We start from the raw sequence: 20,920 nt of genomic DNA on the forward strand, positions 1-20,920 counted from the left end.
CTAGGAAGTACTTTCCCTTTGAGCAAGTACTTTCCGGCGATCGACGAGCCGCACCGCGCACCGCGCACCCTGCCCCCGTTCGGGGCAACGCCTTACGCGCCCCCCGCGACCTGCCGAGAGTCGCCCTTGAGCACGGATCGCTCGACCCCTGGCCACGGATCGGCCGCACCGCCCTCCTGTCTGAACGGCCCCGTCGATGCTCGATCCCGCGATCTCCTCCCCGGAGACGATCTCCGCCCCGGAGTCGTTCTCGCGCGTCGTCTACCCCTCGCTCACGGAGGCGCGGTCCGGCTCGACGACGACCGCCCACGCGCTCAGCACCGGCACCGCCGGTCACGCCGGTCACGCCGCCACGCGCGCGGCCCGTGCCGAGGCTCGTGGCCACGCGGCCGGCTACGCCGCAGGCCTCCGCGCCGCCGAGGCCGACCTCGCCGCGCGCCGCATCGCGACGGAGGCTGAGCACGCCGAGGCCGTGACCCGTCTCGAGCGCTCGCTGGCCGCCTCCTTCGCCGCTCTCGACGCGGCAGCCGAGGCGCTGCGTCGGCGGGTCGCGCCGGTGCTCGCCGAGTCCGAGGAGGTGCTGGTCCAGACCGCGCTCGACCTCGCCTCGGCCGTGGTCGGCTACGAGGTCGCGGCGTCCGAGCCGGTCGCCGACCAGCCCGCCGCCGAGCAGCCCGCCGCTGACCACCCTGCCGGCCCGCGCGAGGGCCGCACGGCGCGTGCCGCCGTCTCCCGCGCGCTCGACGGGCTCGACCGCTCGCTCGTCGTGGGCGTGCGCCTGCACCCGGCCGACCTGGCCGCCCTCGGGGACGCGGCCGCCGCCTCCTCGGTGCCGTTCGTCGCCGACGCCCGGCTCGCTCGGGGAGACGCCGAGGTCGACCTCCCGGCCGGCCTCGTCGACGCCCGGCTCGTGACGGCGCTCGGCCGTGCGCGCACAGCTCTCCTGGGGGCCTCGTGACCCTCACCGCCCCCGTCGAGACCCGGCTGTCCGCCGCCCGCGCCGCCGCGCGCCCGCAGCGCGTGGGCAGCGTCGTCAGCGCCGTCGGGCTCGGCGTCACGGTGCGCGGGCTCGACGCCGCGGTCGGCGACGTGCTCGAGATCGGCACCACCACCTCCGCCCTGGCCGAGGTCGTCGCGACCACCCCCGACGGCCTCCGCTGCATGCCGCTCGGCCGCCTCACCGGCGTGACGGCCGGCACGCCGGCGCGCTCGACCGGCCGCCCCCTCCTCGTCCCCACCGGCACCGGCCTCTTCGGCCGCGTGCTCGACGGCCTCGGCCGTCCGATCGACGGTCGCGGCCCGCTCCGTGCGCCCGACGGCGGCGCCGTCGACCTCGTCCCGCTGCACCACGAGACCCCGTCGGCGATGCACCGTGCGCGCATCGACACCCCGCTGCAGCTCGGCGTCCGCGTGCTCGACACCCTCACGACCGTCGGCCGCGGCCAGCGCGTCGGCCTGTTCGCCGGCTCCGGCGTGGGCAAGTCGTCCCTGCTGTCGATGATCGCGCGCGGCACCGACGCGCAGGTCAGCGTCATCGCGCTCGTCGGCGAGCGAGGCAGGGAGGTGCGGGAGTTCCTCGAGGACGACCTCGGTCCCGAGGGCCTCGCCCGCTCCGTCGTCGTGGTGTCGACCAGCGACGAGCCGGCGCTGATGCGCCTGCGGGCCGCGTTCGTCGCGACCCGGATCGCGGAGTCGTTCCGCGACCAGGGCGCCGACGTCGTGCTGATGATGGACTCCCTGACCCGCGTCGCCATGGCGCAGCGCGAGATCGGGCTGTCGGTCGGCGAGCCGCCGGCGACCCGGGGCTACCCGCCGTCGACGTTCTCGGTGCTCGCCGAGCTGCTCGAGCGCGCCGGGACCGACCGGATCGGCTCCGTCACCGGCCTCTACACGGTGCTCGTCGACGGCGACGACCACAACGAGCCCGTGGCCGACGCGGCCCGCAGCATCCTCGACGGCCACGTCGTGCTCGACCGCAAGCTGGCCGTGACCGGGCACTTCCCGTCGATCGACGCGCTCGGCTCCGTGTCGCGCGTCGCCTCGAAGGTGACCACCGCCGAGCAGCGCGCCGCCGCGACGAGCCTCCGCAAGGTGATGGCCGCGCGTCGTGCCGCGCAGGACCTGCTCGACGTCGGCGCCTACCAGCGGGGCACGAACCCGCTCGTCGACGCGGCCGTCGAGCACCAGGGCGCGATCGACGCGTTCCTGCAGCAGGGCATGGACGAGCGCGCCGAGACCGCGGCGTCGTGGGCCGGTCTCGCCCAGCTCACCGCCCGTCTCGGAGGTGCCTGATGGCCCGCACGTTCTCGCTCGCCGGGCTGCTGCGGCTGCGCCACGCCCAGCAGGACCAGGCCGCCGGGCGCCTCGCCGAGGCGAACGACCGGCTCCGCGACGCGGCCGACCGCCGCCTCGCCGCCAAGCGCACCCTCGACGACGGGCCCGCCCAGGTGACGGACGCCGCCATGCTCAGCGCGATCGCCGCCTCCCGCGCGTCGAGCCGGGGCATGCTCGCCGAGCTCGACGCGGTCGCGGCCCGTCGTCGCGCCGAGGCCGACGAGGCGCAGGCCGAGTTCGGGGCCGCGCGCCGTGCCGCGATCGGCCTCGAGAAGCTCGAGGCCGCGCACGCCGTCGAGGCCGCCGCCGACGACCTCCGCACCGAGCAGGCCGCCCTCGACGAGATCGCCGGCCAGTCGTGGCGGATGCGCGAGGCCGAGACCGCCGCCTCCTCGTCCACCGCCCCGACCCGCACCCCGACCACCCCGACCCACACCCCGACCCGAGGAGGCGCCCAGTGAGCCCCGTGAGCGAGGTCCTGTCCCGGATCGACGACATCAGGACGCAGATCGACCAGCTGCGCAGCGGACGCACGCCGTCCGTGCTCGGCACGGCAGCCGCGGCGTCCGCCGGGTCGGGCGCCTCGGCGACCTCGGCCGGCGCGTTCGCCGACGCGCTCGCCGGCACGAGCGGTGCCGGCGCGACCGGGGCCGCAGGTGCTGCGGGCGGCCTCGCGACGACCCCCTCCGTGGCGGCCGTCAAGGGGTCCGTCGCGACCGGCAGCGGCGCGACCGGCGCCGACGTCGTCAGCGGCGCGAAGAAGTACCTCGGCGTGCCCTACGTCTTCGGCGGCGAGAGCGCGAGCGGCATGGACTGCTCCGGCCTCGTGCAGACCGTGTTCGGGGAGCTCGGCGTCTCGATGCCGCGCGTCGTGCCCGACCAGGCACGGATGGGCGCCGAGGTGCCGTCGCTGGCCGAGGCGAAGCCGGGCGACCTGCTCGTCGCCAAGGGCGAGGGGCACATCGTCATCTACCTCGGCGACGGCAAGGTGCTGCACGCGCCCCGTCCCGGCAAGGACGTCCAGATCGTCGACAACTGGTACAAGGACTCCGACCTGTCGACGATCCGCCGCGTCGTGCCCGCGACGGGGACGGCTGCCGCGTCCGGCGCTGGCTCCGCGGGCGCCTCCGCCTCCTCGCTGGCCTCGCTCGCGTCCTCGCTGGGCGTGACCGGTGCCGGTGCGGCCGGCGGGTCCGGCTCCACCGACCTGATGACCGCCGCGCTCCAGCGCATGATGAGCGGAGGGGCCGCCTGATGAGCGTCCTGCGCACCCTGCCCCCCGTCGTCCCCGGCCTCGCCGACCGGGCCGACGCCTCCTCCGGCTCCGACCGCGCGTCGGGCGGTCGCGCTGCAGGCGGGCGATCGTCGGCCGGACGCTCGGCCGCGGGCTTCGGCGAGGCGATGTCGAGCGCTGCGCCGCGCGACCCGGCCTCACGTCGTCCGTCGTCGGCCCCCACGCCCTCCACCGCCTCCGGCGCCTACGGGGCGCCCGCCGCGACCGCCGCCGCCGCCGAGCCTGCGGCGGGTGCGACTGCGGTCGTCGCTGCGGGGCCGGTCGGCTCATCGGAGCCGGCCGAGGGCGGGGCGCGGGATCGCGCCGCCGCTGTCCCTCAGCCCGCAGCGCCCGCCCAGGGTGCGGCTTCCCTGCAGGCGGCACTGGCCGCCGCCGGGCTCGGCTCCTCGCCCTCCGCGGCGGCCGTCCCTGCTGAGGCTGATCCGTCACAGGACGGATCGGCGACCCCTCCGCTCCCCTCTCTCCCCGGCCAGGACTCGCCCTCGGCGCTGGCCCAGGCGCCGACCCCTGATCCGTCTCGTGACGGATCAGCCGTCGACGAGTCCGGCCTGGCCGGCGGTCCGTCTCGTGACGGATCGATCGCTCCGGCCGCGAGCCCCCCGGCACCGGGCGAGCTCCGGCAGGAGGCGGCCCTCGCGCAGGCCGTGTCGGTCGCTGATCCGTCCCGTGACGGAACAGCCCTGAGCGCGAGCCTCCCCCCGACGACGCCCGTCGACCCCGCGACCGGCCGCGACGAGACCTCCGGTCTGGCGACCGCGACCGCCGCCTCGACCCCGGCCGCTGCCGCCACCGCCGTCGCAGCGGCCGCGGCCGCTGCCGCCACCGCCGTCGCAGCGACCGCGGCCGCGGCTGCGACCGGCGCGACGAGCTCGTCCGGCCGCGTCACGGCGACGGCATCACAGTCGGCGGCACCGGCACCGGCACCGGCACCGGGCGAGTCCCCGACGGAGGCCGCCGCACCGCCTCCCGCGCGCCCGACCGCGGTCCCGGCGGCCTTCGCGAGCGCGCTCTCGACGGTCGGTGCGAACCAGTCGGCGGCCACCTCGGCGTCTGCTGCCGACCGTGCCCGCATCGCCGACGCAGGCGTCGCCACGGCCACCACGACCACCACCTCCACCTCTGCTCTGCCTGTCGCCCCGCCCGTCGTGGCCGCGCCCGGCCCGGCCGCCCCGGCGTCCGCAGCGGGCGCGACCCCCGTCGCCGCACCTCCTGCGACCCCGGCGCCCCTCGGCCAGCAGCTCGCGCGTCCCCTCTTCTCGCTCGCCGCCGCGGGTGCCGGCACGCACGTCGTCACCGTCACCGTCAGCCCCGAGGCCCTCGGGCCGGTCACCGTCAGAGCCCACGTCGGGGCCCACGGCATGCACGTCGAGATGTTCGCCCCGACCGACGCCGGACGGGAGGCGGTGCGGGCGATCCTGCCCGACCTCCGCCGCGACCTCGGGGGAGCCGGCCTCCAGGCGAGCGTCGACCTCTCGAGCCAGAACCAGCCGTCCGACGACCGGGCCGACCAGCAGCGGCTGCTCGACCAGCGTGCCGCACAGCAGTCACCGCAGGAGGCGCGCTACGGCTCCGCAGAGCGCGACGCCTCGCAGACCGCCGGGTCGCGGGACCGCGGGGACGGTGCTCGTCGCGACGACCCCGACCCCGATCGCCTCCGGGCCGGCGCCCTCGCGGCCGCCGCCGATGCGGGCGGGCTGCACCGCGCCTCCTCGTCGCCGACCGTCTCGATCGACGTGCTGGCCTAGCGGCCGCCCAGCACCGCCCGCACCGCACCGCCCGCACAGCACCGCCCCTCCACAGCTCGTCCCCGCTCCGCCCTCCACAGGAAGACACAGCAGATGCCCTCGATCGACCAGATCTCCGGAACCGTCGACCCGACCGTCATGGCCGCGGCCCAGCAGTCGTCGTCGGCGCGCACGACGAAGACCGCCATGGACGGCGAGATGTTCATGAACCTGCTGGTCACGCAGCTGAAGAACCAGGATCCGTCGTCGCCGATGGACACCAACGCGATGATGGCGCAGACCACCCAGCTCGCGATGATGGAGCAGATCACCAACCAGACGACCACGGCGAACGAGGGCTTCTCGCTGCAGATGCGCACCTCGGCGTCCGCCCTGGTCGGCCGCGAGGTCAGCTACACGGGCCCCGACGGCAAGGCCGTCACCGGCACCGCGACGAGCGTCTCGTTCGCCGAGTCCGTGCCCAAGGTCACCGTCGGCGGGAAGGAGGTCGCGTTGGATCTCATCTCCGGCATCACCGCGACGCCCAAGGCCTAGCGACTCGCTCCCTCGCGGCTCGGCCGCACAGCACAGCACCGCCCCCACGTACTTCTCAGCACCGCCCCGGACGCAGGACGCGACCGGTCTCTCCGCGCAGGACGCGCCTCCTCAGCTCCGTCCGAAAGGCAGCTCCCATGCTCCGCTCCCTCTACTCCGGCATCTCGGGCCTCCGGTCGCACCAGACCATGCTCGACGTCACCGGCAACAACATCGCCAACGTCAACACCGCCGGCTTCAAGTCGTCGACCACCCAGTTCCAGGACACCCTGTCGCAGATGACCCAGGGCGCCGGAGGCCCCCAGACCGGCATCGGCGGCACGAACCCTGCACAGGTCGGCCTCGGCGTGCAGGTCGCGGGCATCTCGACGAACTTCGCCCAGGGCTCGGCCCAGGCGACCGGCAAGGCGACCGACCTGATGATCTCGGGCGACGGCTTCTTCGTCACGCGCCTCGGCAACGACACCGTCTACACGCGTGCCGGCGCCTTCGACTTCGACGCCGACGGCCGCCTCGTCTCGGCCGACGGCAAGATCGTGCAGGGCTACTCGGCCACGAACGGCGTCGTCAACGACGGAGGCGCGGTGGGCGACATCATGCTGCCCCTGAACGGCGCGGCGCCGGCCACGGCCACGACCGGCGCGAACGTCGCCGGCAACCTGCCGTCCGAGACCGCGGTCGGCGAGACCCTGACCCGCGACTCGAAGGTCTACGACGCCTTCGGCACCGAGCGCACCCTGACCCTGTCGTTCACGCGCACCGCGGGCGGCTGGAACGTGACCGGCACCGACGGCGTCGGAGCCCCCGGCAGCACCGCCCTGACCTTCACGAACGGCGCACAGAACGGCACCGGCTCGCTGACCGTCGGCGGCATCGCCGTCGACCTGTCCAAGATCACGGGCTTCGCCGCACTCAACACGGTCGCCGTCACCGACCAGAACGGTCGCGAGGCCGGCACGCTCAAGGGCTTCAGCCTCTCGAAGGACGGCACCCTCGTCGGACAGTTCAGCAACGGCGAGTCGCTCGCCGTCGGCCGCATCGCGCTGGCGACCTTCGCCAACCCGGGCGGCCTCGAGAAGTCGGGCTCGTCGGGCTACCGCGCCACGGCGAACTCGGGCAACGCGGCGCTCGGCGTCCCCGGCTCGCCCGGAGTCGGCTCGCTCTCGAGCGGCACCCTCGAGATGAGCAACGTCGACCTCTCGCAGGAGTTCACGAACCTCATCGTCGCCCAGCGCGGCTTCCAGGCGAACGCCCGCATCATCACCACCTCGGACGAGGTCCTCCAGGAGCTCACCAACCTGAAGCGCTAGCAGCTGCTGCTGCTGCTGCTGCTGCTGTCGGCGCAGCCGCAGCCGCAGCCCGGAGCGCAGGAGGCGCGGGCCCGGTCCTCGAGACCAGCCCGCGCCTCCTGCGTTCCCGCCCGCGCCCGCCCCACCACCTCCTCCCGCACCCCGAAGTGGACGATGCACCCCGTCGTTGCGGGGTGCATCGTCCACTTCGGGGTGCGCTGCCCCCGGCGGCTCGCGTGGGCGCGGGCGCACCGGCGCGCGGGGTACGGCGGCCTGCCCTCCCAGCGCCCGGCGGGTAGACAAGATCGATGACGACGGGGACGGAGGCGCGGCGCGGCACGCAGCCGGAGCCGTCCGCTCCCCGCACCGGCGGTAGCACCGTCCGCGGAGTTCCCGCCGTGCCCCGCCCCGGCCTCGTCACGGTGCTGATCCTCCTCGGCGTCTACGCCGCCTCGCGTCTGGTCACGACGGCGATCCTCGCGGCGGTGCACGCGCTCACGGCGACCGCGACCTGGGCGCAGCACGACGGCGGCCCCGGCTTCACGGGCTACCTCTCGTCGTGGGACGCCGTCTTCTACCGGGAGATCTCCGAGGAGGGGTACCCGACCGAGCTGCCGCGGAACGACGACGGCCAGGTCGTCAAGAACGCGTGGGCCTTCATGCCGCTGTTCCCCGTGCTGGTGCGGGTCGTGCGGCCGGTGGTGGGCGGCGACTGGCTGATCGCGGCGATCGTCGTGGCGGTGCTGGCGGGAGCCGGAGCGACGCTGGTGCTCCACCGGCTGATGCTGACGCGGTTCGGCGCCCGCGCCTCCTTCTGGGGTGCCGTCTTCTTCTGCACGGCGCCGATGTCGTTCGTGCTGCAGGTGCCCTACGCCGAGGGGCTGTTCCTGCTGCTGATGTTCGGTGCCCTGCTCGCGATGACGGCGCGGCGCTGGGCCTGGTTCACGGTGCTCGGCGTGCTCGCGGCGTTCGCGCACCCCGGCGGGCTCGCGCTCTCGGCGGCGCTCGGGCTGACCTGGCTGGTGCGGCTGGTCCGCGAGCGCCGAGCCCGACGCCACGCACAGGACGCGCGCGCCGACGAGCGCGAGCGCGAGGGTGAGCACGAGTTCGAGCGAGACCGCACGCCCCTCGCCGAGCACGTCCGCATCTGGGCCGCGGGCCTGGTCGTCACCGCGGCGGGCTTCGCGTGGCCGGTCGTCGTGGCCGTGGTCACAGGCGAGCGCGACGGCTACTTCGCGACGGAGTCGTCGTGGTGGCGGGACTACATCGGCACGGACGGCTTCGTCCCGTTCACCCCGTGGTTCCGCTTCGGCGAGGCGATGGCCGGCTGGCTCGGGGTGGTGGCCGTGGTGCTGCTGCTCGCGGTCGTCGTGCTCGGGCTGGTGCGTCGCTCGGGCAGGCTAGGCCTCGAGCTGCAGACGTACACGATCGGCTACGTCGCCTACCTCGTCGCGGTGTTCCTGCCGCAGCAGTCGAGCTTCCGCATGCTGATGCCGCTCGCGCCCCTGCTGGGCGATCCGCAGCTGTCAGCCACGAGGAGGCGCGTGGTCGTCACGATCGTCGCCAGCGTCGCGCTCCAGGTCGTCGCGATCGTCCTGCTCTGGACGGCCTGGCCGCCGTAGATCTCGTTCGCGTGGCGGAGTCGATCCTGGTGCGGCGTCCGTAGCCTCGTCGCACCGCACGCGTCGACCCTGTCGGACGTGCCCGCCACGAGCAGGACAGGAGTCCCACCATGACCCTCGTCACCCGCAGCGTCCACGGTGTCGCCACAGCCTTCCGGGGTCTCGTCACGGTCGTCGGCGCCGTGGTCGCGAGCGCGGCCGTCATGGTCGTGGTCCTGCTCGCGGCCGTGGCCGTCACCCTCACGACGGGCACGGCCGTCCGTCTGCCCGGTGTCCTGCGGACGTGGCCCAGCACCGAGAACGGCGCGCCGGCGGTGCTCTTCGAGCCCGACGGTGTCGGGACGGGGGTGGCGGTGCTCCTCGTGGCCCTCGTCCTCGTGATGGCCAGCGGGCTGTGGAGCCGGCGATCGCGCGCCCGCGCCCTCGCCCTCGCCCGCGCCCGCGCCTCCGCCTCCGCCTCCTGACGACCCCCTCGGAGACGAAGGAGGCGCGGTGCCCGTCGAACGGGCACCGCGCCTCCTGCAGGCGATCTCGCAGAGATCAGTAGGTCGGGACGGTGCCGACCTGCTCCATGATCATGGGCAGCAGCACCGTGATGTAGATGATGCCGAAGACGATCGACAGCAGGCCGATGATGATGCCGGCGATGGCGAGGCCGCGGCCGCGCTCGCCCGTCTTCTTGATCTGCGACAGGGCGATGAAGCTGACGACGACGCCGGCGATGTTCACGACGAAGGCCAGCACGAAGCCGACGATGGCGAGCGTGTTGAACTTGGCGGACGCGCCGGGGGTCGTGGTGGCGGGGGTGTTCTGGTCGTACGTCATGGTCGTGACTCCTCTAGAGCGGGGTGGCCTCGACGGTCGTCGGCCCGACTCCGAAGGTAGAGACTTTCTCGAGTCTGTGTCCGACCTGGGAGCGGTTCACCCACAGATCACCCCCGAAGTGGTCACGTGCGACCGAGGTACCGTCCCTGCTTGTGGTTGAGCGCGAGCACGAGGTTGAGCACCACCGCGCCCGCTGCCGAGAGCAGCACGATCCAGGGGGAGACGACGGTGAGCGAGAACAGGATGATGACGACGTCGACCGCCATCTGCACGTAGCCGGCCCGCCAGCCGAGCTTCTCCTGCAGCACGAGCGCGAGGATGTTGATGCCGCCGAGGCTCGCCCCGTGGCGGAACAGGATCAGCAGGCCGACCCCGACGAGCAGGTTGCCGCCGAGCGTGCCGTAGACCGGGTCGATGTCGTCGATGTGGAACACCGCGGGGTGCAGGTACGACATCGCCGACACCATGCCGACCGTCAAGACCGTCCGCAGCGTGAACGCGACCCCCTTCTTCCACACCGCGAGCGCGAAGAACGGCACGTTCACCAGCATGAACAGCGCGCCGAACGACAGCGGCCCGGCGTAGTCGAGCAGCAGCGCGATGCCGGCGGTGCCGCCCGAGACGGCTCCGCTCGCCTTCAGCAGGAACAGCCCGAAGGAGGCGATGAAGACGCCGGTCACCACCCCCATCACGTTCTCGACCAAGGTGTGCCGGTTGGCGTCGGCCGTCGCGGCGGTCTCGGTCAGGGCCGGGTCGTCGACCAGCGGGGTCGCCGTGTCGGGCGACAGCGCGGCGTCCGGCCCGGTCGCCTCGGGCGTCGAGTAGACGGGCGTCGAGCCGGTCGGCGTCGAGCTGGTCGAGCTGGTCGAGCCGGAGCCGGTCGCGGGGGCAGGGGAGGCGGAAGTGGGGGAGGAGGGCCGGGCGACAGGGGTGGCGTCGCGCGTGCCGTCGTTCGCGGGGGTGTCGGTCACCGCAGCATCTTGCCAGCCCGGTGTTGCGCGCATGTGTCGCCCGCCGCCTCCTGCGTCACGTCCCGCTAGTCCCTCCCTCCTCGATCGTGCCCCGCGCCGCTCGAGTGGTCAGTTCTGGTCCGTCAACGAGCCATGAGCGACAAGATCTGACCACTCGTCGACGCACGCGGCACGACCCGCTAGCGACAACCGTCCGCCGAGGGTCATCCGACCCGTCTACGGCTCGTCTCGCCGTCTCGTCCCCCGGCCAAAGAGGACGCGCTTGTCGATCAGGAGGGAGGCGACGGCCGCGGCGACGAACAGAACGGCTCCGCGGGCCACCGGGTGCCCCGCCAGGGCCACCTGCGCGCCGAGGGCGACCCCGACGATGACGCAGAGGACGATGATGCTCGCTGTCGTCCGCACGTCAGGCGATGAGTCCGCCGACGCAGGCGAGCACGCCGGCGACGACGACCCGGTACATGAGAACTCGGGCTGGTTCGCGCGCGAGACGCTGGCCGGCGAGGACGCCCGCGACCGAGATGCCAGCGCCCTTGACGCACCGGATCTCCGCGGCGGTGGGCTTGCGGTTCGTGGCGATCTTGGCGAAGCAGTCCGCCCTGCCCCGAGCCGTGGCCGCGGTCGCACAGATCTGGGCGCCCGTATCGAGGCGCGGCTGGATCGTGGCCGCCGAGGCTGCCCCGGCCGAGAGCGGCAGGAGCCCGATCACGAGAGCCGTGGTGACTGTGATGGTCGTGAGCTTCTTCATGTTCTTCCTTCCGGTAGCCCCTGCGGCGCGACCAACATTCCACACATGGAAGAGGAATACAAGAACGACTTGTCTGCACGTTTGCGACCAGCTGCCGGCGTCAGATCTGACAGAATCCCGGAGGCGCCCCGCGGCGCCCATGATCGTCGACCGCCTCACGGACCACGGGCGGGTCAGCAAGGCCCTTCTCTACGAGCCGCCCTTCACCGCGTGGGCGCCCACCGGGCCCGACGACCTCTTCGAGACGGCCGTCGTCCGCGACCTCTTCCACGTGCTCGACCGCATCGACGCCTCCGCCGAGGTCGGCTGACCCACGCGGGAGCGACAAGGCAACGTGATCTTCCGCGTCGTCTTGTCGCTCCCGCGCAGTCACGTCCTGGGTCGGCGCGCTCCGCGTCGCAGCGGCCGGAGTGCGCTCAGGCCATCCAGCGCGGGATGAGCCCTGGGGCGTGGCCCCGGATCTGCTTGCCGGTCAGCGGCTGGTCGGGCGAGGCGATCGGCACTCCGCAGCGCTCGGCGATGTCTGCCAGGACGGCGAAGTCGAAGTACCCCTCGGTGAGCACGATGCGCGTGCCGTCCGCGCCGCGGACCGCCAGCACGCCGAGCCGCTGGATCCTCTGGTCGACTAGGCAGAGCAGCCCGCGCTGCTGCCCGTCGAGCAGGACGACCTTCGTGGACCAGGGGCGGCGGTACGTGAGCTGCGTCGGCGAGGCGGTCACGGTCGTGCCGCGGAGGTACGACGCGAGCCCGACGGCGAGGATCGGCGCCAGCACGGCCAGGACGACCAATCCCGCCCAGTTGCCCCTGAGCACAGCCCAGGCGATCACGACCGCGACGAGCACGAAGCGGGTCTTGGCCACGGACACGAGCTGTCTGGACGACGGGCGGTGCACGACGGACGGGGAATGGGTGTCGGGGACGGGCGTGTTCATGGGCGGGGCTCCTGGGGGATGGGTGAGGGATGGGCAGTGGGGGGAGGGAAGGCGTGAGGGAGCCGAGGGCTAGGCGGCGACGGGCCGGGCGGCCCGTTGCTACGCGAGGTCGGGGCGGGGGCCGAAGCCCCGGGCGAGGTCGTCGAACAGAGGCAGCACCTCGGCGGCGGGGTGGGGCGCCGGGGTCTCCGTCCCGAGGCTGACGACGACCTGGTCGCCGTCGTCGACGATCTGCCAGAGCCAGATGACGTGGGTGAGGAGGACGCTGCCGAGCGACCCGGCGCCGTCGACGCGGAGGTGGTGGACGCGGTCGTGCTGCAGCCGGACCGCGCGCCCCAGCCGGGTCTCGACCCGATCGACGGTCGTCGCCGAGACCGCCGACGGAACGACGCGGAACCCCTCGACGACGGCCTCGACGGTGCACCCGGGCACGTCCTCGACGTGGACGGTCGCCCAGGACACCAGCGCCGCGGCAGGCTCGGCTGCATCGGCCAGCACGAACCCCGCGGCGGCCCCCTCGGTGAGCATGAGCTCGCGGGTGCGGTCGCTCCCGGCAGGCAAGGGCGGAGGAGGTGCGCCGTCGATCCGGCCGGGATCCAGGCCCAGCACGGGTACCCACCGCGGGTCGTAGTCGATGCCGAACGTCATGATCTCTTCTCCTTCCATCGCCGGACGACGCCGACGAGTCCTCCTCTGACGGGGTGTCCGAGCAGGGCCCAGACGACGACGGTGAGGACGGCGACGTCGGCTGCGACCAGGACGCACGCCGAGAAGGCGGCTACGACACGGGTCGGGGAGTCGTCGACGAGGTCACCCGCGAAGAGGAAGGGCAGGAGCATGCTCGAGGCCAGGATCGCGAGACGGGCGCTCACGTAGAGCGGAGGGACTCGCCACGGCCCGAGGCCGACGACGGCGTCGAGCCCGTCGAGGCGGCTTCGAGCGACGTCGAAGGGGGCCGGCAGATCGACGTCACGCCGCCGATGTGCAACCTCGGTCAGGCCTGCTCGCCGAAGCGTGGCGCGGAGCGCAGCGAGCGCAGTCTCGGTGGGGGCCCACAGCTCGAGAGGGAGGACCAGCCGGGGTGCGCCCGAGACGTCCCAGATGACGAGCGAGCCGCGCCGCGTCTGCGTCGACGGCCGGACGTCGAAGTCCTTGAGGCCGAGCGGCGAACTGTTGTCGGTGCCGCACCTCACACGTGACCAGACCCCGGTGCCGTCGACGGCGACGAGCTCGTCGTCGAGTGCCTCGATGCGTGCACGTCGTCGGAACCACGCTGGACAGGGCCCGGTTGGTGCGAGTGAGACCGATGGGTTCGCCTGAGCGGGGGCTCGGCGCCAGGACGGGAGCGGGGCGGCGGCAGCGACCGAGCAGAACAGCGCGATGGCGCACAACGGCAGCATCCACGGCGTGAACGAGAACGGGGTTCGCACGATGAGGGCCGCCACGGGAAGCGAGACGAGGAGGACGACGTAGCTGAGTGCCACGATGAGCATCGCGACGGCCTGGGCCCGCATGAGGGGAGACCGCCTCATGAGCACCAGGCTCTTGGACGGCACCACGGCGGCGAGGATGTCCTCGTGAACGGCCGGCGGGGGCGCCTCTGTCGACGGGGTGACGCCGGCGAGCTGGAACAACACGGCGAAGCCCGTGCTCTCCAGCGCCCCCTGGAGAGGGTCACCAGGGCGGAGGGGCCACCAGTCGTCCAGCGCGAAGGTGACCGTTCTCGTCGCCGTTTGCATCCACACGAAGCCCTTGTCGCCGACGTCGAGCCAGCCGCCGGGGATCCCGTGCCCGGGCGACCAGCCGCCGACGACGATGTCGGGGAGCGTGCACAGGCGGGTGCGGTGGCCGTCGCCGGAGACCAGCACCACGGCGTCCGCGGCATCCACCACCACGGAGGACGGCGAGCGTCGTCCTCCCACGAACGGGCTCATGGTCGTCCGTCGCGCGACGACCTGGTCGCGCAGAGTCACGTCCATCGCAGCGTCCTCACGATCGAGTCGGCATGGGCAGCCTCGGCATCGACGTGCCGGCCGCCGATCGCGCGGAACGAGATCACGAGTCGCACGCCGAGTTCGCCGGGCACGGCGACGAGGTATTCGACCGACGCGGAGTCGCATCGATGGCCCCGTGCCTCGCCCAGGGCGGTCTCTCGGTCCGCCACGGAGACGTCGGGACCCGCCACGGCGACGATGTCATCGACGACGTCGCCGAGCGGCACGGTCTCGCACCGTGCGCCGCGGAGTGCCTGCCCGACGGGGAGGTCGACGCGGACCAGGGCGGGTCCGCTCCCATCGACACCGGCGCGGAGGAGGGCTTCGTCGTCCAAGCCCGGCGCTGCGAGGACGGACACCGCCAGGGACATCGGGCCGATGCCGGTCCGGGTCGGGCCGGAGTGCACGAACAGGTCGACGACGCCGGTGGCACGGGCCCGGCCGACGAGATGGGTCACGGTCTCGCGGAAGCGATGACGGGCGAGCGCCGAGCGGGCGGAGTCGTCGTCACGCGCCAGGAATCGCCGCTCTGCCGTACGGACCACCGTGGCGTCGTCGTCCCCCACCTCGAGCCGATGCCACCCGAGGGGCAGCGCGAGTGAGTACCCCGGCACCGTCACACGCTCCCGATGTGGATCAAGGTCTTCTTGTCCCAGTAGGTGCCAGACCGGTAGTCCCGAAGATGTCCGATCGTCTCCCCTCCTGACCTGACGAAGTCCACGGCACCGTAGGGGCCGACCGTCGCAGCCCACGCGATCCCGGGTCGCCACACCTGGGCGGCCAGCGGCCCACCGCTGCCGACGGCGAGCCTCCGCAGCTGAGAGAGCTCCGACGCGCCTCCGGTCACCAGCCCGTCGAGAACGCGAGTCCGGAGGCTCGCCGCGATGGCGTCCGCCTGTCTCGTGACCCTTGCCGCCTCGGCGAGGCGAGCCCGGTGGAACACCGCCGCGGCCTTGCGCGCGGGCACCTTCCCGGCCACCGCCCTCCGCGCCGCCGCCATGGACCTGCTCGCGACGACCGACGTGCGGGTCGCCGAGACGGCCGAGGCCACGGCTCGTGCGCCGCCGAGGCCGACCACGGCCATCCCGACGTCGACGAGGTCGGCGAGCACGTCGCCCACGGTCGCGTCTCCCGCGACCGCCTGAGCCAGGGTGAGCAGCAGCGTGACCGCGGCGAGTGCGAGCCCGACGGCGAGCAGGGCGGGGACAGCAGCGATCGGGACGAAGATCGCCGCCACCGTGAGGAGCGGACCGAGGGCCCTGAGAACGTCCTTGACGACGTTGATGACGCCCCTGTTGTCGTGCACGAACTGCTTGGCCGGGTCGAGCCACGAGTCCTTCAGGTCATCGTCGCCGGCTGCCGCCAGGGCCACGACCAGGGCGTCGTCGAGGGCTGCCAGCTCGCCGCCCCCGCCCCCGTGGCCGACGAGCTGGCGGACGACCGCGAGGGCCGCGTCGCGGTCGTCCGAGCTGGCGGCGATCGCCCGCTGGCGGGCCTCGGCCTGGTCGGCCTCCTCCAGCGTGCCGGGCACCGCGTCGACGGTGAGGGCCTGCGCGCGGCGACCTGCGGCGGCGGCGGCCTCGGCATCGGCGAGCGCCGCGTCGGCCCGCCGCTGCAGGCCCTCGAGCCCGGTCGCGTAGTTGTCGAGCGTCGTGCCCAGCCCCTCATACCGCGCCTGGGCGCGGGCGATCGCGTCGGCGAGCACGGGCGCCTCGGTCGCGAAGGTTCGGCCGGAGTCGGCGTCCCAGCCCTCGGCGGTGCCGAGGCGGCGCAGGTCGCGGACCTGCGACTCGATGAGCTGGGCCGTGCCGCGGGCGTCCGTCGCCGCGGCCCGGATGTCGTCGGGGTGCCCCGGCGCCGGATCGGACGCGAGGTCGAGCGCCGACCAGTCGAGGGGTCGCGTCACCGCGTGCCCGCGACCGGCTGAGCGGGTGTGACGGACGCCGCGAGGTCGTCGTCGACCTGGGTGAACGCCGCCGCGGTCTGCTCGGCCATCGTGCCCACCGCCTCGATCGACTCGAGCAGTCGGCCTCGTCTGACCGCCCAGTCGTCGACGAAGTCGCGCACCGCCGCGAGGCTGCGGGGCGTGCCCAGGCCCGAGTGCGCCCCGGTCGTCAGGGCGGTGGCTGCCGTCGAGCCCAGCTGCGCGTGCAACAGCGACAGGCCGTCAGCGACTCGCCGCACCCTCTCGAGATCGATGTCGATCCGCTGTGCCATCCGCGCCTCCTTCGTGTCATGGGCAATGTGACATACCGTACTGACCTGTAGGTTCGAGGGGCAAGTCGCTCGTCGCTCCTGGGGAGAACCAGCGCGACACCGGGTGATCGTGCGGAATGACGCCCCCGCGTCGTCCCCGTGCCCCTCGACTGGTCAGTTCTGGTCCGTCGACGCGCCATGAGCGACAGGAACCGACCACTCGACGCCGCGAGCCGGGCGCGGCGTCCGCCGAACGGAGGACACCCACCACGCCAGCCCCTAACGCCCGCGCGCCCCCTGCCGATAGTCACCCGTAGCCGCTCAGGACGAGCAGCGATACCTGCCCCACGGACGGAGGCAGGAGACACAGACCTAGGACGGGCCATGATCGTCGTCACGCGACTCAACGACAGCAGATTCGCTGTCAACCCAGACCTGATCGAGCGCATCCACGAGACGCCCGACACGACGCTGATCATGGTGGACGGGGCGAAGTACATCGTCACCGAGCCGATGGCCGTGGTGATCGAGATGATCGCCCGCTACCGCGCCCGCATCGTCTCGCTCGCCTACGACGCGCCCGACCTCGCCGCTCCCGCGACGCAGCCGCTCGGCAGCCGCACGTCGACCGGCCCGCAGCTCGGCATCGTCCGCGGCTCGCGAGGCGGCACCGGCGGCACCGGCAGCACCGGCAGCGAAGGAGGCGGCGGTCTCGTCTCCGCCCTCCGCCCGGCCGAGCAGACCCCCGCGGCTGCAGTCGCCCCCGCCGTCGCACCCACCAGCACCACCACCGTGCCCGCACCGACCGGAGCCCGCTGATGGATCCGGCGACGATCATCGGCATCCTGCTCGCGTTCGGCGCGCTGTTCGGGATGATCAAGCTCGAGGGCGTCCACGTCGAGGGCCTGTTGCTGCCCGCGCCGATGCTGCTCGTCTTCGGCGCCACGATCGCGGTCGGCATCGCCGGCACGACGATCAAGGACGCGATGCTGAGCTTCAAGAAGATCCCGCACGCCTTCACGGGCAAGGTGATCCCGCCGCAGTCGGTCATCGACGACATCGTGGCGCTCGCCGAGAAGGCGCGCAGCGAGGGTCTGCTCTCACTCGAGGCGGAGGCCGAGAAGGTCGAGGACCCCTTCATGAAGGGCGCCCTGCAGAACATCGCCGACGGCACCGACGGCGAGGAGCTGCGGATCCTGCTCGAGGACGAGATGGAGTCCCGTCTGGCCGCCGACCGCACGGCGAGCAAGTTCTTCAACAGCCTCGGCGGCTACGCCCCGACCGTCGGCATCATCGGCACGGTGGTCAGCCTGACCCACGTGCTCGAGAACCTCGCCTCGCCCGACGAGCTCGGCCCGCTGATCGCGGCGGCGTTCGTGGCGACCCTGTGGGGCCTGCTCAGCGCGAACTTCCTCTGGCTGCCGTTCGCCGGCCGCCTGAAGAAGCTCGCCGACCTCGACGAGGCGCGCATGACGCTGCTGATCGAGGGCGTGCTCGCCGTCCAGGCCGGGAGCCAGCCGCGCCTCCTCGGCGAGCGCCTCAAGGCCATGGTGCCGGTGCACTCGCTCGAGGCCGGCGCAGGCAAGGGCGGTGCAGGCAAGGCAGGCAAGGCCGGCAAGGGCGCCAAGGCGGGGGCCGGCGCCGACGACCAGGGCCTCGCAGCGTGAGCGGCGCGCGCGGTGGCCGCCGCAAGAAGGCGCACGCCGAGGAGGAGCACCCCGACGAGCGCTGGCTGGCCTCGTACATGGACATGGTCACCGTGCTGATGTGCATGTTCATCGTGCTGTTCGCGATGTCGAGCGTCGACCAGGACAAGTACATCGCCCTCCGCAACTCGCTCGCCACCGGCTTCGGCCAGACCGACGTCGGCAAGGTCGACACGGCGTCGGGCACCGTCGTCACGGTCAACGACGTCACTCCGGAGGGCCAGGGCTACTCCACCGGCGACGAGACCGACATGAGCAAGGCGTCGGCGAGCGGCACGGCGGGCACCGCCGAGGAGCTCGCGCAGGCGCAGGCCGAGCTCGACGACCTGACCGCCATCAAGGAGGCGATCGCCGCGGGCCTCGCCAGCTCCGGCCTCACCGCCGACGTGCAGTTCTCCACCGACGCGCGCGGCCTCACCGTGCGCCTGGTCGGCTCGGAAACGTTCTTCGGCACCAACAGCGCTGACCTGAGCGACACCGCCCGCCGCGTGATGGACGCGATCGCGCCCGTGCTCCGCGGCGCCGGCCACGACGTGTCGATCGAGGGCCACGCCGACCAGCGCAGCTCGACCGCTCCCTACGCGACCAACTGGGAGCTGTCCTCCGCCCGGGCCACGCAGGTGCTGCGCGACCTGGTCGAGCGGGGCGGTCTCCCCGTCGAGCACGCGCAGGCCGTCGGCTTCGGCTCGTCGCGTCCGCTCTCGACCGGCGGCACCGAGGCCGACTTCGCCACGAACCGGCGGGTCGACATCGTCGTCCTGTCGAACCAGTCCGACGACGTGAGCGCGCTGCTGCCCCAGCTGCAGGCGGCTGCCGAGGGCGCAGGAGGCGCGGTGACCGCCGGCAGGAACGCCGCGGCCGAGAGCCCGCCCGCCGTCGAGGAGGCCGCCGCGACCACGACGACCACCGAGAAGAAGACCGAGAAGAAGACCGAGGAGAAGAGCGAGAAGGAGTCCGACGACGCCCACGCCGAGGGGGCCCAGTCCGGGGGTCACTGACGACGAGCGCCTAACGACGAGGAGGCGCGGGCCGAGAGTGCCGGTCGTGACGCTCCTCGAGACCCTGCCCCCGGGCACGCCCGCACCGGCCCCGGCCGTCGCTGCGCCGCGCCCGCCGAAGCAGGCCGAGATCTACGACTTCCGTCGTCCGACGACGCTTCCCCGCGAGCACTCGCGGGCGCTCGAGCTCGCGTTCGAGACCTTCGCGCGTCAGTGGGGCACCCAGCTGACCGCCAAGGTGCGCGTGCTCTCGCAGGTGACCTGCGAGCAGCTGCAGGTCCTCACCTACGACGAGTTCGCCGCCTCGCTGCCCGCGACGACCGCGATGGTGCTCTGCGGCATCGAGGGCACGACGCCCAAGGCCGTCATCCAGTTCCCGACCTCGGCGGCCCTCAGCTGGGTCAGCCACATGCTCGGCGGCACCCGCGCCGGGGCCGTGCCCGAGCGCACCTTCACCCCGATCGAGCAGGCCCTCGTGCGGCGCCTCATGGAGGACGCCCTCGACGACCTCCGCTACTCGTTCGGCAACCTGCTCGTCGCGCAGATCGTCGTCGGCGGCTTCCAGTACAACTCGCAGTTCGCCCAGGCCGCGCAGAAGTCCGACCTGATGATCGTCGCCTCGTTCGACATCCGGGTCGGCGAGCGCAGCGCCGCCGGCACCGTGGCCATCCCCGCCGAGGTGCTGCTGCCCCAGCTCGGCGAGTCCGAGTCCGCGGTCGACCCTGCCGAGGTGCGCCGTCTGCTCGGCGGCCAGCTGGCCTCCGTGCCCGTCGACGTCGCGCTCCGCCTCGCCCCTGCCGCCGTGCTGCCGAGCGTCGTGCTCGACCTCGCCGTCGGCGACGTGCTGCCCCTGCCTCACCCGCAGTCGCGCCCGCTGGCGATCACGGTCGACGGCCAGGTCGTCGGCCGCGCCGCCGTCGGCTCGGCCGGCTCGCGCCTCGCGGGCATCGTCGTCTCCACCTCCCTCACCGGCACCGAAGAAGGAACCTCATGACCGGCACGACCATCACCCTGCACACCGCCGCGGCGGAGGCGCTCGTCGCGCAGCTGCCGACGCCCGTGCCGCTGCGGGCCGTGCCCGTCGACGCCGTGACCGCCCAGGCTCGCCGCAGCACCGCCTCCTCGGCCGTCGTCACCTCGTTCGTCGGCTCGCTCTCGGCCGACACCGCGCTGCTGCTCGCCGACATGGACCAGGTCGCCGCCGCCGCGGGCACCGACTCGCCCCTCGTCTCGGTCGTCGACGTGCTGCGGCCGGCGCTCGAGGCCGCGACCTCGGTGCTCGGCGCCGGAGTCCTCGGCGACAGCCGCCTCGAGTCGGCCGACGCCCTCTTCGCCGACCACTCCACCGTCGTGTTCGACCTGACCGCCGCGGGCGAGACGGTCGGCTGGTTCGCCGTGCGGCTCCGTGAGGACGGCACCGTGGGCCTCGTCTCGTCGAGCGCGCCCGCCTCCTCGGCCTCGTCCGCCGCGCCGCTCGGCGCCGGCAACCTCGGCCGCATCAACAACGTCGAGATGGCCCTCACCGTCGAGATCGGCCGCACCCGCATGTCGGTCCGCGACGTGCTCGGACTCGAGCCCGGCGCCGTCGTCGAGCTCGACCGCTCCGCCGGGGCCCCCGCCGACGTGCTGCTCAACGGCCGCTTGATCGCGCACGGCGAGGTCGTCGTCGTCGACCAGGACTACGCCATCCGCATCACCCGCATCCTCGACGTCGCCGACGGCGTCGCCTGAT

General features: G+C 73.4%; 25 protein-coding genes. 15 read left to right on the forward strand and 10 right to left on the reverse strand.

The genetic code is table 11. From position 1 onward, the window contains the following. The first annotated feature begins 196 nt into the window (after positions 1 to 196). From ES689_RS08060 to ES689_RS08100, 9 genes are all read left to right on the forward strand, one after another. Entirely contained in the window at positions 197 to 958 is a 762-nt protein-coding gene (locus tag ES689_RS08060) for a hypothetical protein (protein WP_146902686.1), read from the forward strand. Continuing rightward, entirely contained in the window at positions 955 to 2,292 is a 1,338-nt protein-coding gene (locus ES689_RS08065) for a FliI/YscN family ATPase (protein WP_146902689.1), read from the forward strand. The genes ES689_RS08060 and ES689_RS08065 overlap by 4 nt, the downstream gene beginning before the upstream one ends. Further along, entirely contained in the window at positions 2,292 to 2,795 is a 504-nt protein-coding gene (locus ES689_RS08070; protein ID WP_191330292.1) for a flagellar export protein FliJ, read from the forward strand. The genes ES689_RS08065 and ES689_RS08070 overlap by 1 nt, the downstream gene beginning before the upstream one ends. Continuing rightward, complete coding sequence (locus ES689_RS08075) at positions 2,792 to 3,589, forward strand: C40 family peptidase (RefSeq protein ID WP_223269484.1); 798 nt, start codon at positions 2,792 to 2,794, stop codon at positions 3,587 to 3,589. Before ES689_RS08070 ends, ES689_RS08075 begins: the two co-directional genes overlap by 4 nt. Continuing rightward, positions 3,589 to 5,373 carry a flagellar hook-length control protein FliK gene (locus tag ES689_RS08080; RefSeq protein ID WP_146902692.1) on the forward strand — a complete coding sequence of 595 codons (1,785 nt, stop codon included), beginning with the start codon at positions 3,589 to 3,591 and terminating at the stop codon, positions 5,371 to 5,373. The genes ES689_RS08075 and ES689_RS08080 overlap by 1 nt, the downstream gene beginning before the upstream one ends. A gap of 93 nt (positions 5,374 to 5,466) precedes the next feature. Beyond that, a complete protein-coding gene (locus tag ES689_RS08085; RefSeq protein WP_123547645.1) occupies positions 5,467 to 5,907 on the forward strand; it encodes a flagellar hook assembly protein FlgD in 441 nt (146 codons plus the stop codon). A 137-nt stretch (positions 5,908 to 6,044) separates the two neighbouring features. Further along, positions 6,045 to 7,217, forward strand: coding sequence for a flagellar hook protein FlgE (locus ES689_RS08090; protein ID WP_146902695.1), 1,173 nt, complete (start codon positions 6,045 to 6,047; stop codon positions 7,215 to 7,217). A 287-nt stretch (positions 7,218 to 7,504) separates the two neighbouring features. Then, positions 7,505 to 8,818 (forward strand): mannosyltransferase family protein, encoded by a 1,314-nt coding sequence (locus ES689_RS08095; protein WP_146902698.1) that lies wholly within the window; start codon positions 7,505 to 7,507, stop codon positions 8,816 to 8,818. Between the two features lie 110 nt (positions 8,819 to 8,928). Further along, positions 8,929 to 9,282: a hypothetical protein gene (locus ES689_RS08100; RefSeq protein ID WP_146902701.1), complete on the forward strand. Its 354-nt coding sequence runs from the start codon at positions 8,929 to 8,931 to the stop codon at positions 9,280 to 9,282. 76 nt (positions 9,283 to 9,358) lie between these two features. Here ES689_RS08100 and ES689_RS08105 read toward each other — a convergent pair whose 3' ends face one another. The 4 genes from ES689_RS08105 to ES689_RS08125 all read right to left on the reverse strand — a co-directional run bounded on the left by ES689_RS08105 (position 9,359) and on the right by ES689_RS08125 (position 11,362). Continuing rightward, positions 9,359 to 9,643, reverse strand: a complete 285-nt coding sequence (locus tag ES689_RS08105) for a DUF4190 domain-containing protein (protein WP_146902704.1) — start codon at positions 9,641 to 9,643, stop codon at positions 9,359 to 9,361. Positions 9,644 to 9,765: 122 nt separating this feature from the next. Beyond that, complete coding sequence (locus ES689_RS08110; RefSeq protein WP_370512349.1) at positions 9,766 to 10,614, reverse strand: YitT family protein; 849 nt, start codon at positions 10,612 to 10,614, stop codon at positions 9,766 to 9,768. 216 nt (positions 10,615 to 10,830) lie between these two features. Continuing rightward, the gene (locus tag ES689_RS08120) at positions 10,831 to 11,019 is read right to left on the reverse strand and encodes a hypothetical protein (RefSeq protein WP_146902710.1); all 189 of its coding nucleotides are present in this window, start codon (positions 11,017 to 11,019) and stop codon (positions 10,831 to 10,833) included. 1 nt (position 11,020) lies between these two features. Beyond that, positions 11,021 to 11,362, reverse strand: a complete 342-nt coding sequence (locus tag ES689_RS08125) for a hypothetical protein (protein WP_146902713.1) — start codon at positions 11,360 to 11,362, stop codon at positions 11,021 to 11,023. A 139-nt stretch (positions 11,363 to 11,501) separates the two neighbouring features. On the opposite strand from ES689_RS08125, the gene ES689_RS15595 reads away from it, so the two are divergent. Continuing rightward, positions 11,502 to 11,672 carry a hypothetical protein gene (locus ES689_RS15595; protein WP_191330295.1) on the forward strand — a complete coding sequence of 57 codons (171 nt, stop codon included), beginning with the start codon at positions 11,502 to 11,504 and terminating at the stop codon, positions 11,670 to 11,672. A gap of 106 nt (positions 11,673 to 11,778) precedes the next feature. Here ES689_RS15595 and ES689_RS08130 read toward each other — a convergent pair whose 3' ends face one another. The 6 genes from ES689_RS08130 to ES689_RS08155 form a co-directional block, all read right to left on the reverse strand. Beyond that, positions 11,779 to 12,294, reverse strand: coding sequence for a hypothetical protein (locus ES689_RS08130; protein WP_146902716.1), 516 nt, complete (start codon positions 12,292 to 12,294; stop codon positions 11,779 to 11,781). Positions 12,295 to 12,393: 99 nt separating this feature from the next. Continuing rightward, positions 12,394 to 12,942 carry a hypothetical protein gene (locus tag ES689_RS08135; protein WP_146902719.1) on the reverse strand — a complete coding sequence of 183 codons (549 nt, stop codon included), beginning with the start codon at positions 12,940 to 12,942 and terminating at the stop codon, positions 12,394 to 12,396. Next, positions 12,939 to 14,273 (reverse strand): hypothetical protein, encoded by a 1,335-nt coding sequence (locus tag ES689_RS08140; RefSeq protein WP_146902721.1) that lies wholly within the window; start codon positions 14,271 to 14,273, stop codon positions 12,939 to 12,941. Before ES689_RS08140 ends, ES689_RS08135 begins: the two co-directional genes overlap by 4 nt. Continuing rightward, positions 14,264 to 14,902, reverse strand: coding sequence for a hypothetical protein (locus ES689_RS08145; protein WP_146902724.1), 639 nt, complete (start codon positions 14,900 to 14,902; stop codon positions 14,264 to 14,266). The genes ES689_RS08140 and ES689_RS08145 overlap by 10 nt, the downstream gene beginning before the upstream one ends. A gap of 2 nt (positions 14,903 to 14,904) precedes the next feature. Further along, complete coding sequence (locus ES689_RS08150) at positions 14,905 to 16,194, reverse strand: hypothetical protein (protein WP_146902727.1); 1,290 nt, start codon at positions 16,192 to 16,194, stop codon at positions 14,905 to 14,907. Next, positions 16,191 to 16,505, reverse strand: a complete 315-nt coding sequence (locus tag ES689_RS08155) for a hypothetical protein (RefSeq protein ID WP_146902730.1) — start codon at positions 16,503 to 16,505, stop codon at positions 16,191 to 16,193. Before ES689_RS08155 ends, ES689_RS08150 begins: the two co-directional genes overlap by 4 nt. Positions 16,506 to 16,868: 363 nt before the next feature. On the opposite strand from ES689_RS08155, the gene ES689_RS08160 reads away from it, so the two are divergent. From ES689_RS08160 to fliN, 5 genes are read left to right on the forward strand one after another with little or no spacing between them, the layout of a single operon-like run. Beyond that, a complete protein-coding gene (locus tag ES689_RS08160) occupies positions 16,869 to 17,303 on the forward strand; it encodes a flagellar FlbD family protein (RefSeq protein WP_146902733.1) in 435 nt (144 codons plus the stop codon). Beyond that, a complete protein-coding gene (locus ES689_RS08165) occupies positions 17,303 to 18,151 on the forward strand; it encodes a motility protein A (protein WP_146902736.1) in 849 nt (282 codons plus the stop codon). The genes ES689_RS08160 and ES689_RS08165 overlap by 1 nt, the downstream gene beginning before the upstream one ends. Beyond that, positions 18,148 to 19,188: a flagellar motor protein MotB gene (locus ES689_RS08170; protein WP_370512350.1), complete on the forward strand. Its 1,041-nt coding sequence runs from the start codon at positions 18,148 to 18,150 to the stop codon at positions 19,186 to 19,188. The genes ES689_RS08165 and ES689_RS08170 overlap by 4 nt, the downstream gene beginning before the upstream one ends. 46 nt (positions 19,189 to 19,234) lie before the next feature. After that, positions 19,235 to 20,182 (forward strand): flagellar motor switch protein FliM, encoded by a 948-nt coding sequence (locus tag ES689_RS08175; protein ID WP_223269485.1) that lies wholly within the window; start codon positions 19,235 to 19,237, stop codon positions 20,180 to 20,182. Beyond that, positions 20,179 to 20,919, forward strand: a complete 741-nt coding sequence (gene fliN, locus ES689_RS08180) for a flagellar motor switch protein FliN (protein ID WP_146902739.1) — start codon at positions 20,179 to 20,181, stop codon at positions 20,917 to 20,919. Before ES689_RS08175 ends, fliN begins: the two co-directional genes overlap by 4 nt. The last annotated feature ends 1 nt before the right edge of the window (position 20,920 follow it).

The sequence above is a fragment of the Frigoribacterium sp. ACAM 257 genome (genome assembly GCF_007954365.1).
Taxonomy (GTDB): Bacteria; Actinomycetota; Actinomycetes; order Actinomycetales; family Microbacteriaceae; genus Frigoribacterium.

Excerpts from the sequence above, each read along its gene's own strand:
- ES689_RS08105 (WP_146902704.1), bottom strand. The coding sequence starts at position 9,643 with ATGACGTACGACCAGAACACCCCCGCCACCACGACCCCCGGCGCGTCC.
- ES689_RS08100 (WP_146902701.1), top strand. The coding sequence starts at position 8,929 with ATGACCCTCGTCACCCGCAGCGTCCACGGTGTCGCCACAGCCTTCCGG.
- ES689_RS15595 (WP_191330295.1), top strand. The coding sequence starts at position 11,502 with ATGATCGTCGACCGCCTCACGGACCACGGGCGGGTCAGCAAGGCCCTT.
- ES689_RS08160 (WP_146902733.1), top strand. The coding sequence starts at position 16,869 with ATGATCGTCGTCACGCGACTCAACGACAGCAGATTCGCTGTCAACCCA.
- ES689_RS08165 (WP_146902736.1), top strand. The coding sequence starts at position 17,303 with ATGGATCCGGCGACGATCATCGGCATCCTGCTCGCGTTCGGCGCGCTG.
- ES689_RS08130 (WP_146902716.1), bottom strand. The coding sequence starts at position 12,294 with ATGAACACGCCCGTCCCCGACACCCATTCCCCGTCCGTCGTGCACCGC.
- ES689_RS08060 (WP_146902686.1), top strand. The coding sequence starts at position 197 with ATGCTCGATCCCGCGATCTCCTCCCCGGAGACGATCTCCGCCCCGGAG.
- ES689_RS08080 (WP_146902692.1), top strand. The coding sequence starts at position 3,589 with ATGAGCGTCCTGCGCACCCTGCCCCCCGTCGTCCCCGGCCTCGCCGAC.
- ES689_RS08085 (WP_123547645.1), top strand. The coding sequence starts at position 5,467 with ATGCCCTCGATCGACCAGATCTCCGGAACCGTCGACCCGACCGTCATG.
- ES689_RS08090 (WP_146902695.1), top strand. The coding sequence starts at position 6,045 with ATGCTCCGCTCCCTCTACTCCGGCATCTCGGGCCTCCGGTCGCACCAG.
- ES689_RS08095 (WP_146902698.1), top strand. The coding sequence starts at position 7,505 with ATGACGACGGGGACGGAGGCGCGGCGCGGCACGCAGCCGGAGCCGTCC.
- fliN (WP_146902739.1), top strand. The coding sequence starts at position 20,179 with ATGACCGGCACGACCATCACCCTGCACACCGCCGCGGCGGAGGCGCTC.
- ES689_RS08140 (WP_146902721.1), bottom strand. The coding sequence starts at position 14,273 with ATGGACGTGACTCTGCGCGACCAGGTCGTCGCGCGACGGACGACCATG.
- ES689_RS08155 (WP_146902730.1), bottom strand. The coding sequence starts at position 16,505 with ATGGCACAGCGGATCGACATCGATCTCGAGAGGGTGCGGCGAGTCGCT.
- ES689_RS08125 (WP_146902713.1), bottom strand. The coding sequence starts at position 11,362 with ATGAAGAAGCTCACGACCATCACAGTCACCACGGCTCTCGTGATCGGG.
- ES689_RS08135 (WP_146902719.1), bottom strand. The coding sequence starts at position 12,942 with ATGACGTTCGGCATCGACTACGACCCGCGGTGGGTACCCGTGCTGGGC.
- ES689_RS08070 (WP_191330292.1), top strand. The coding sequence starts at position 2,292 with ATGGCCCGCACGTTCTCGCTCGCCGGGCTGCTGCGGCTGCGCCACGCC.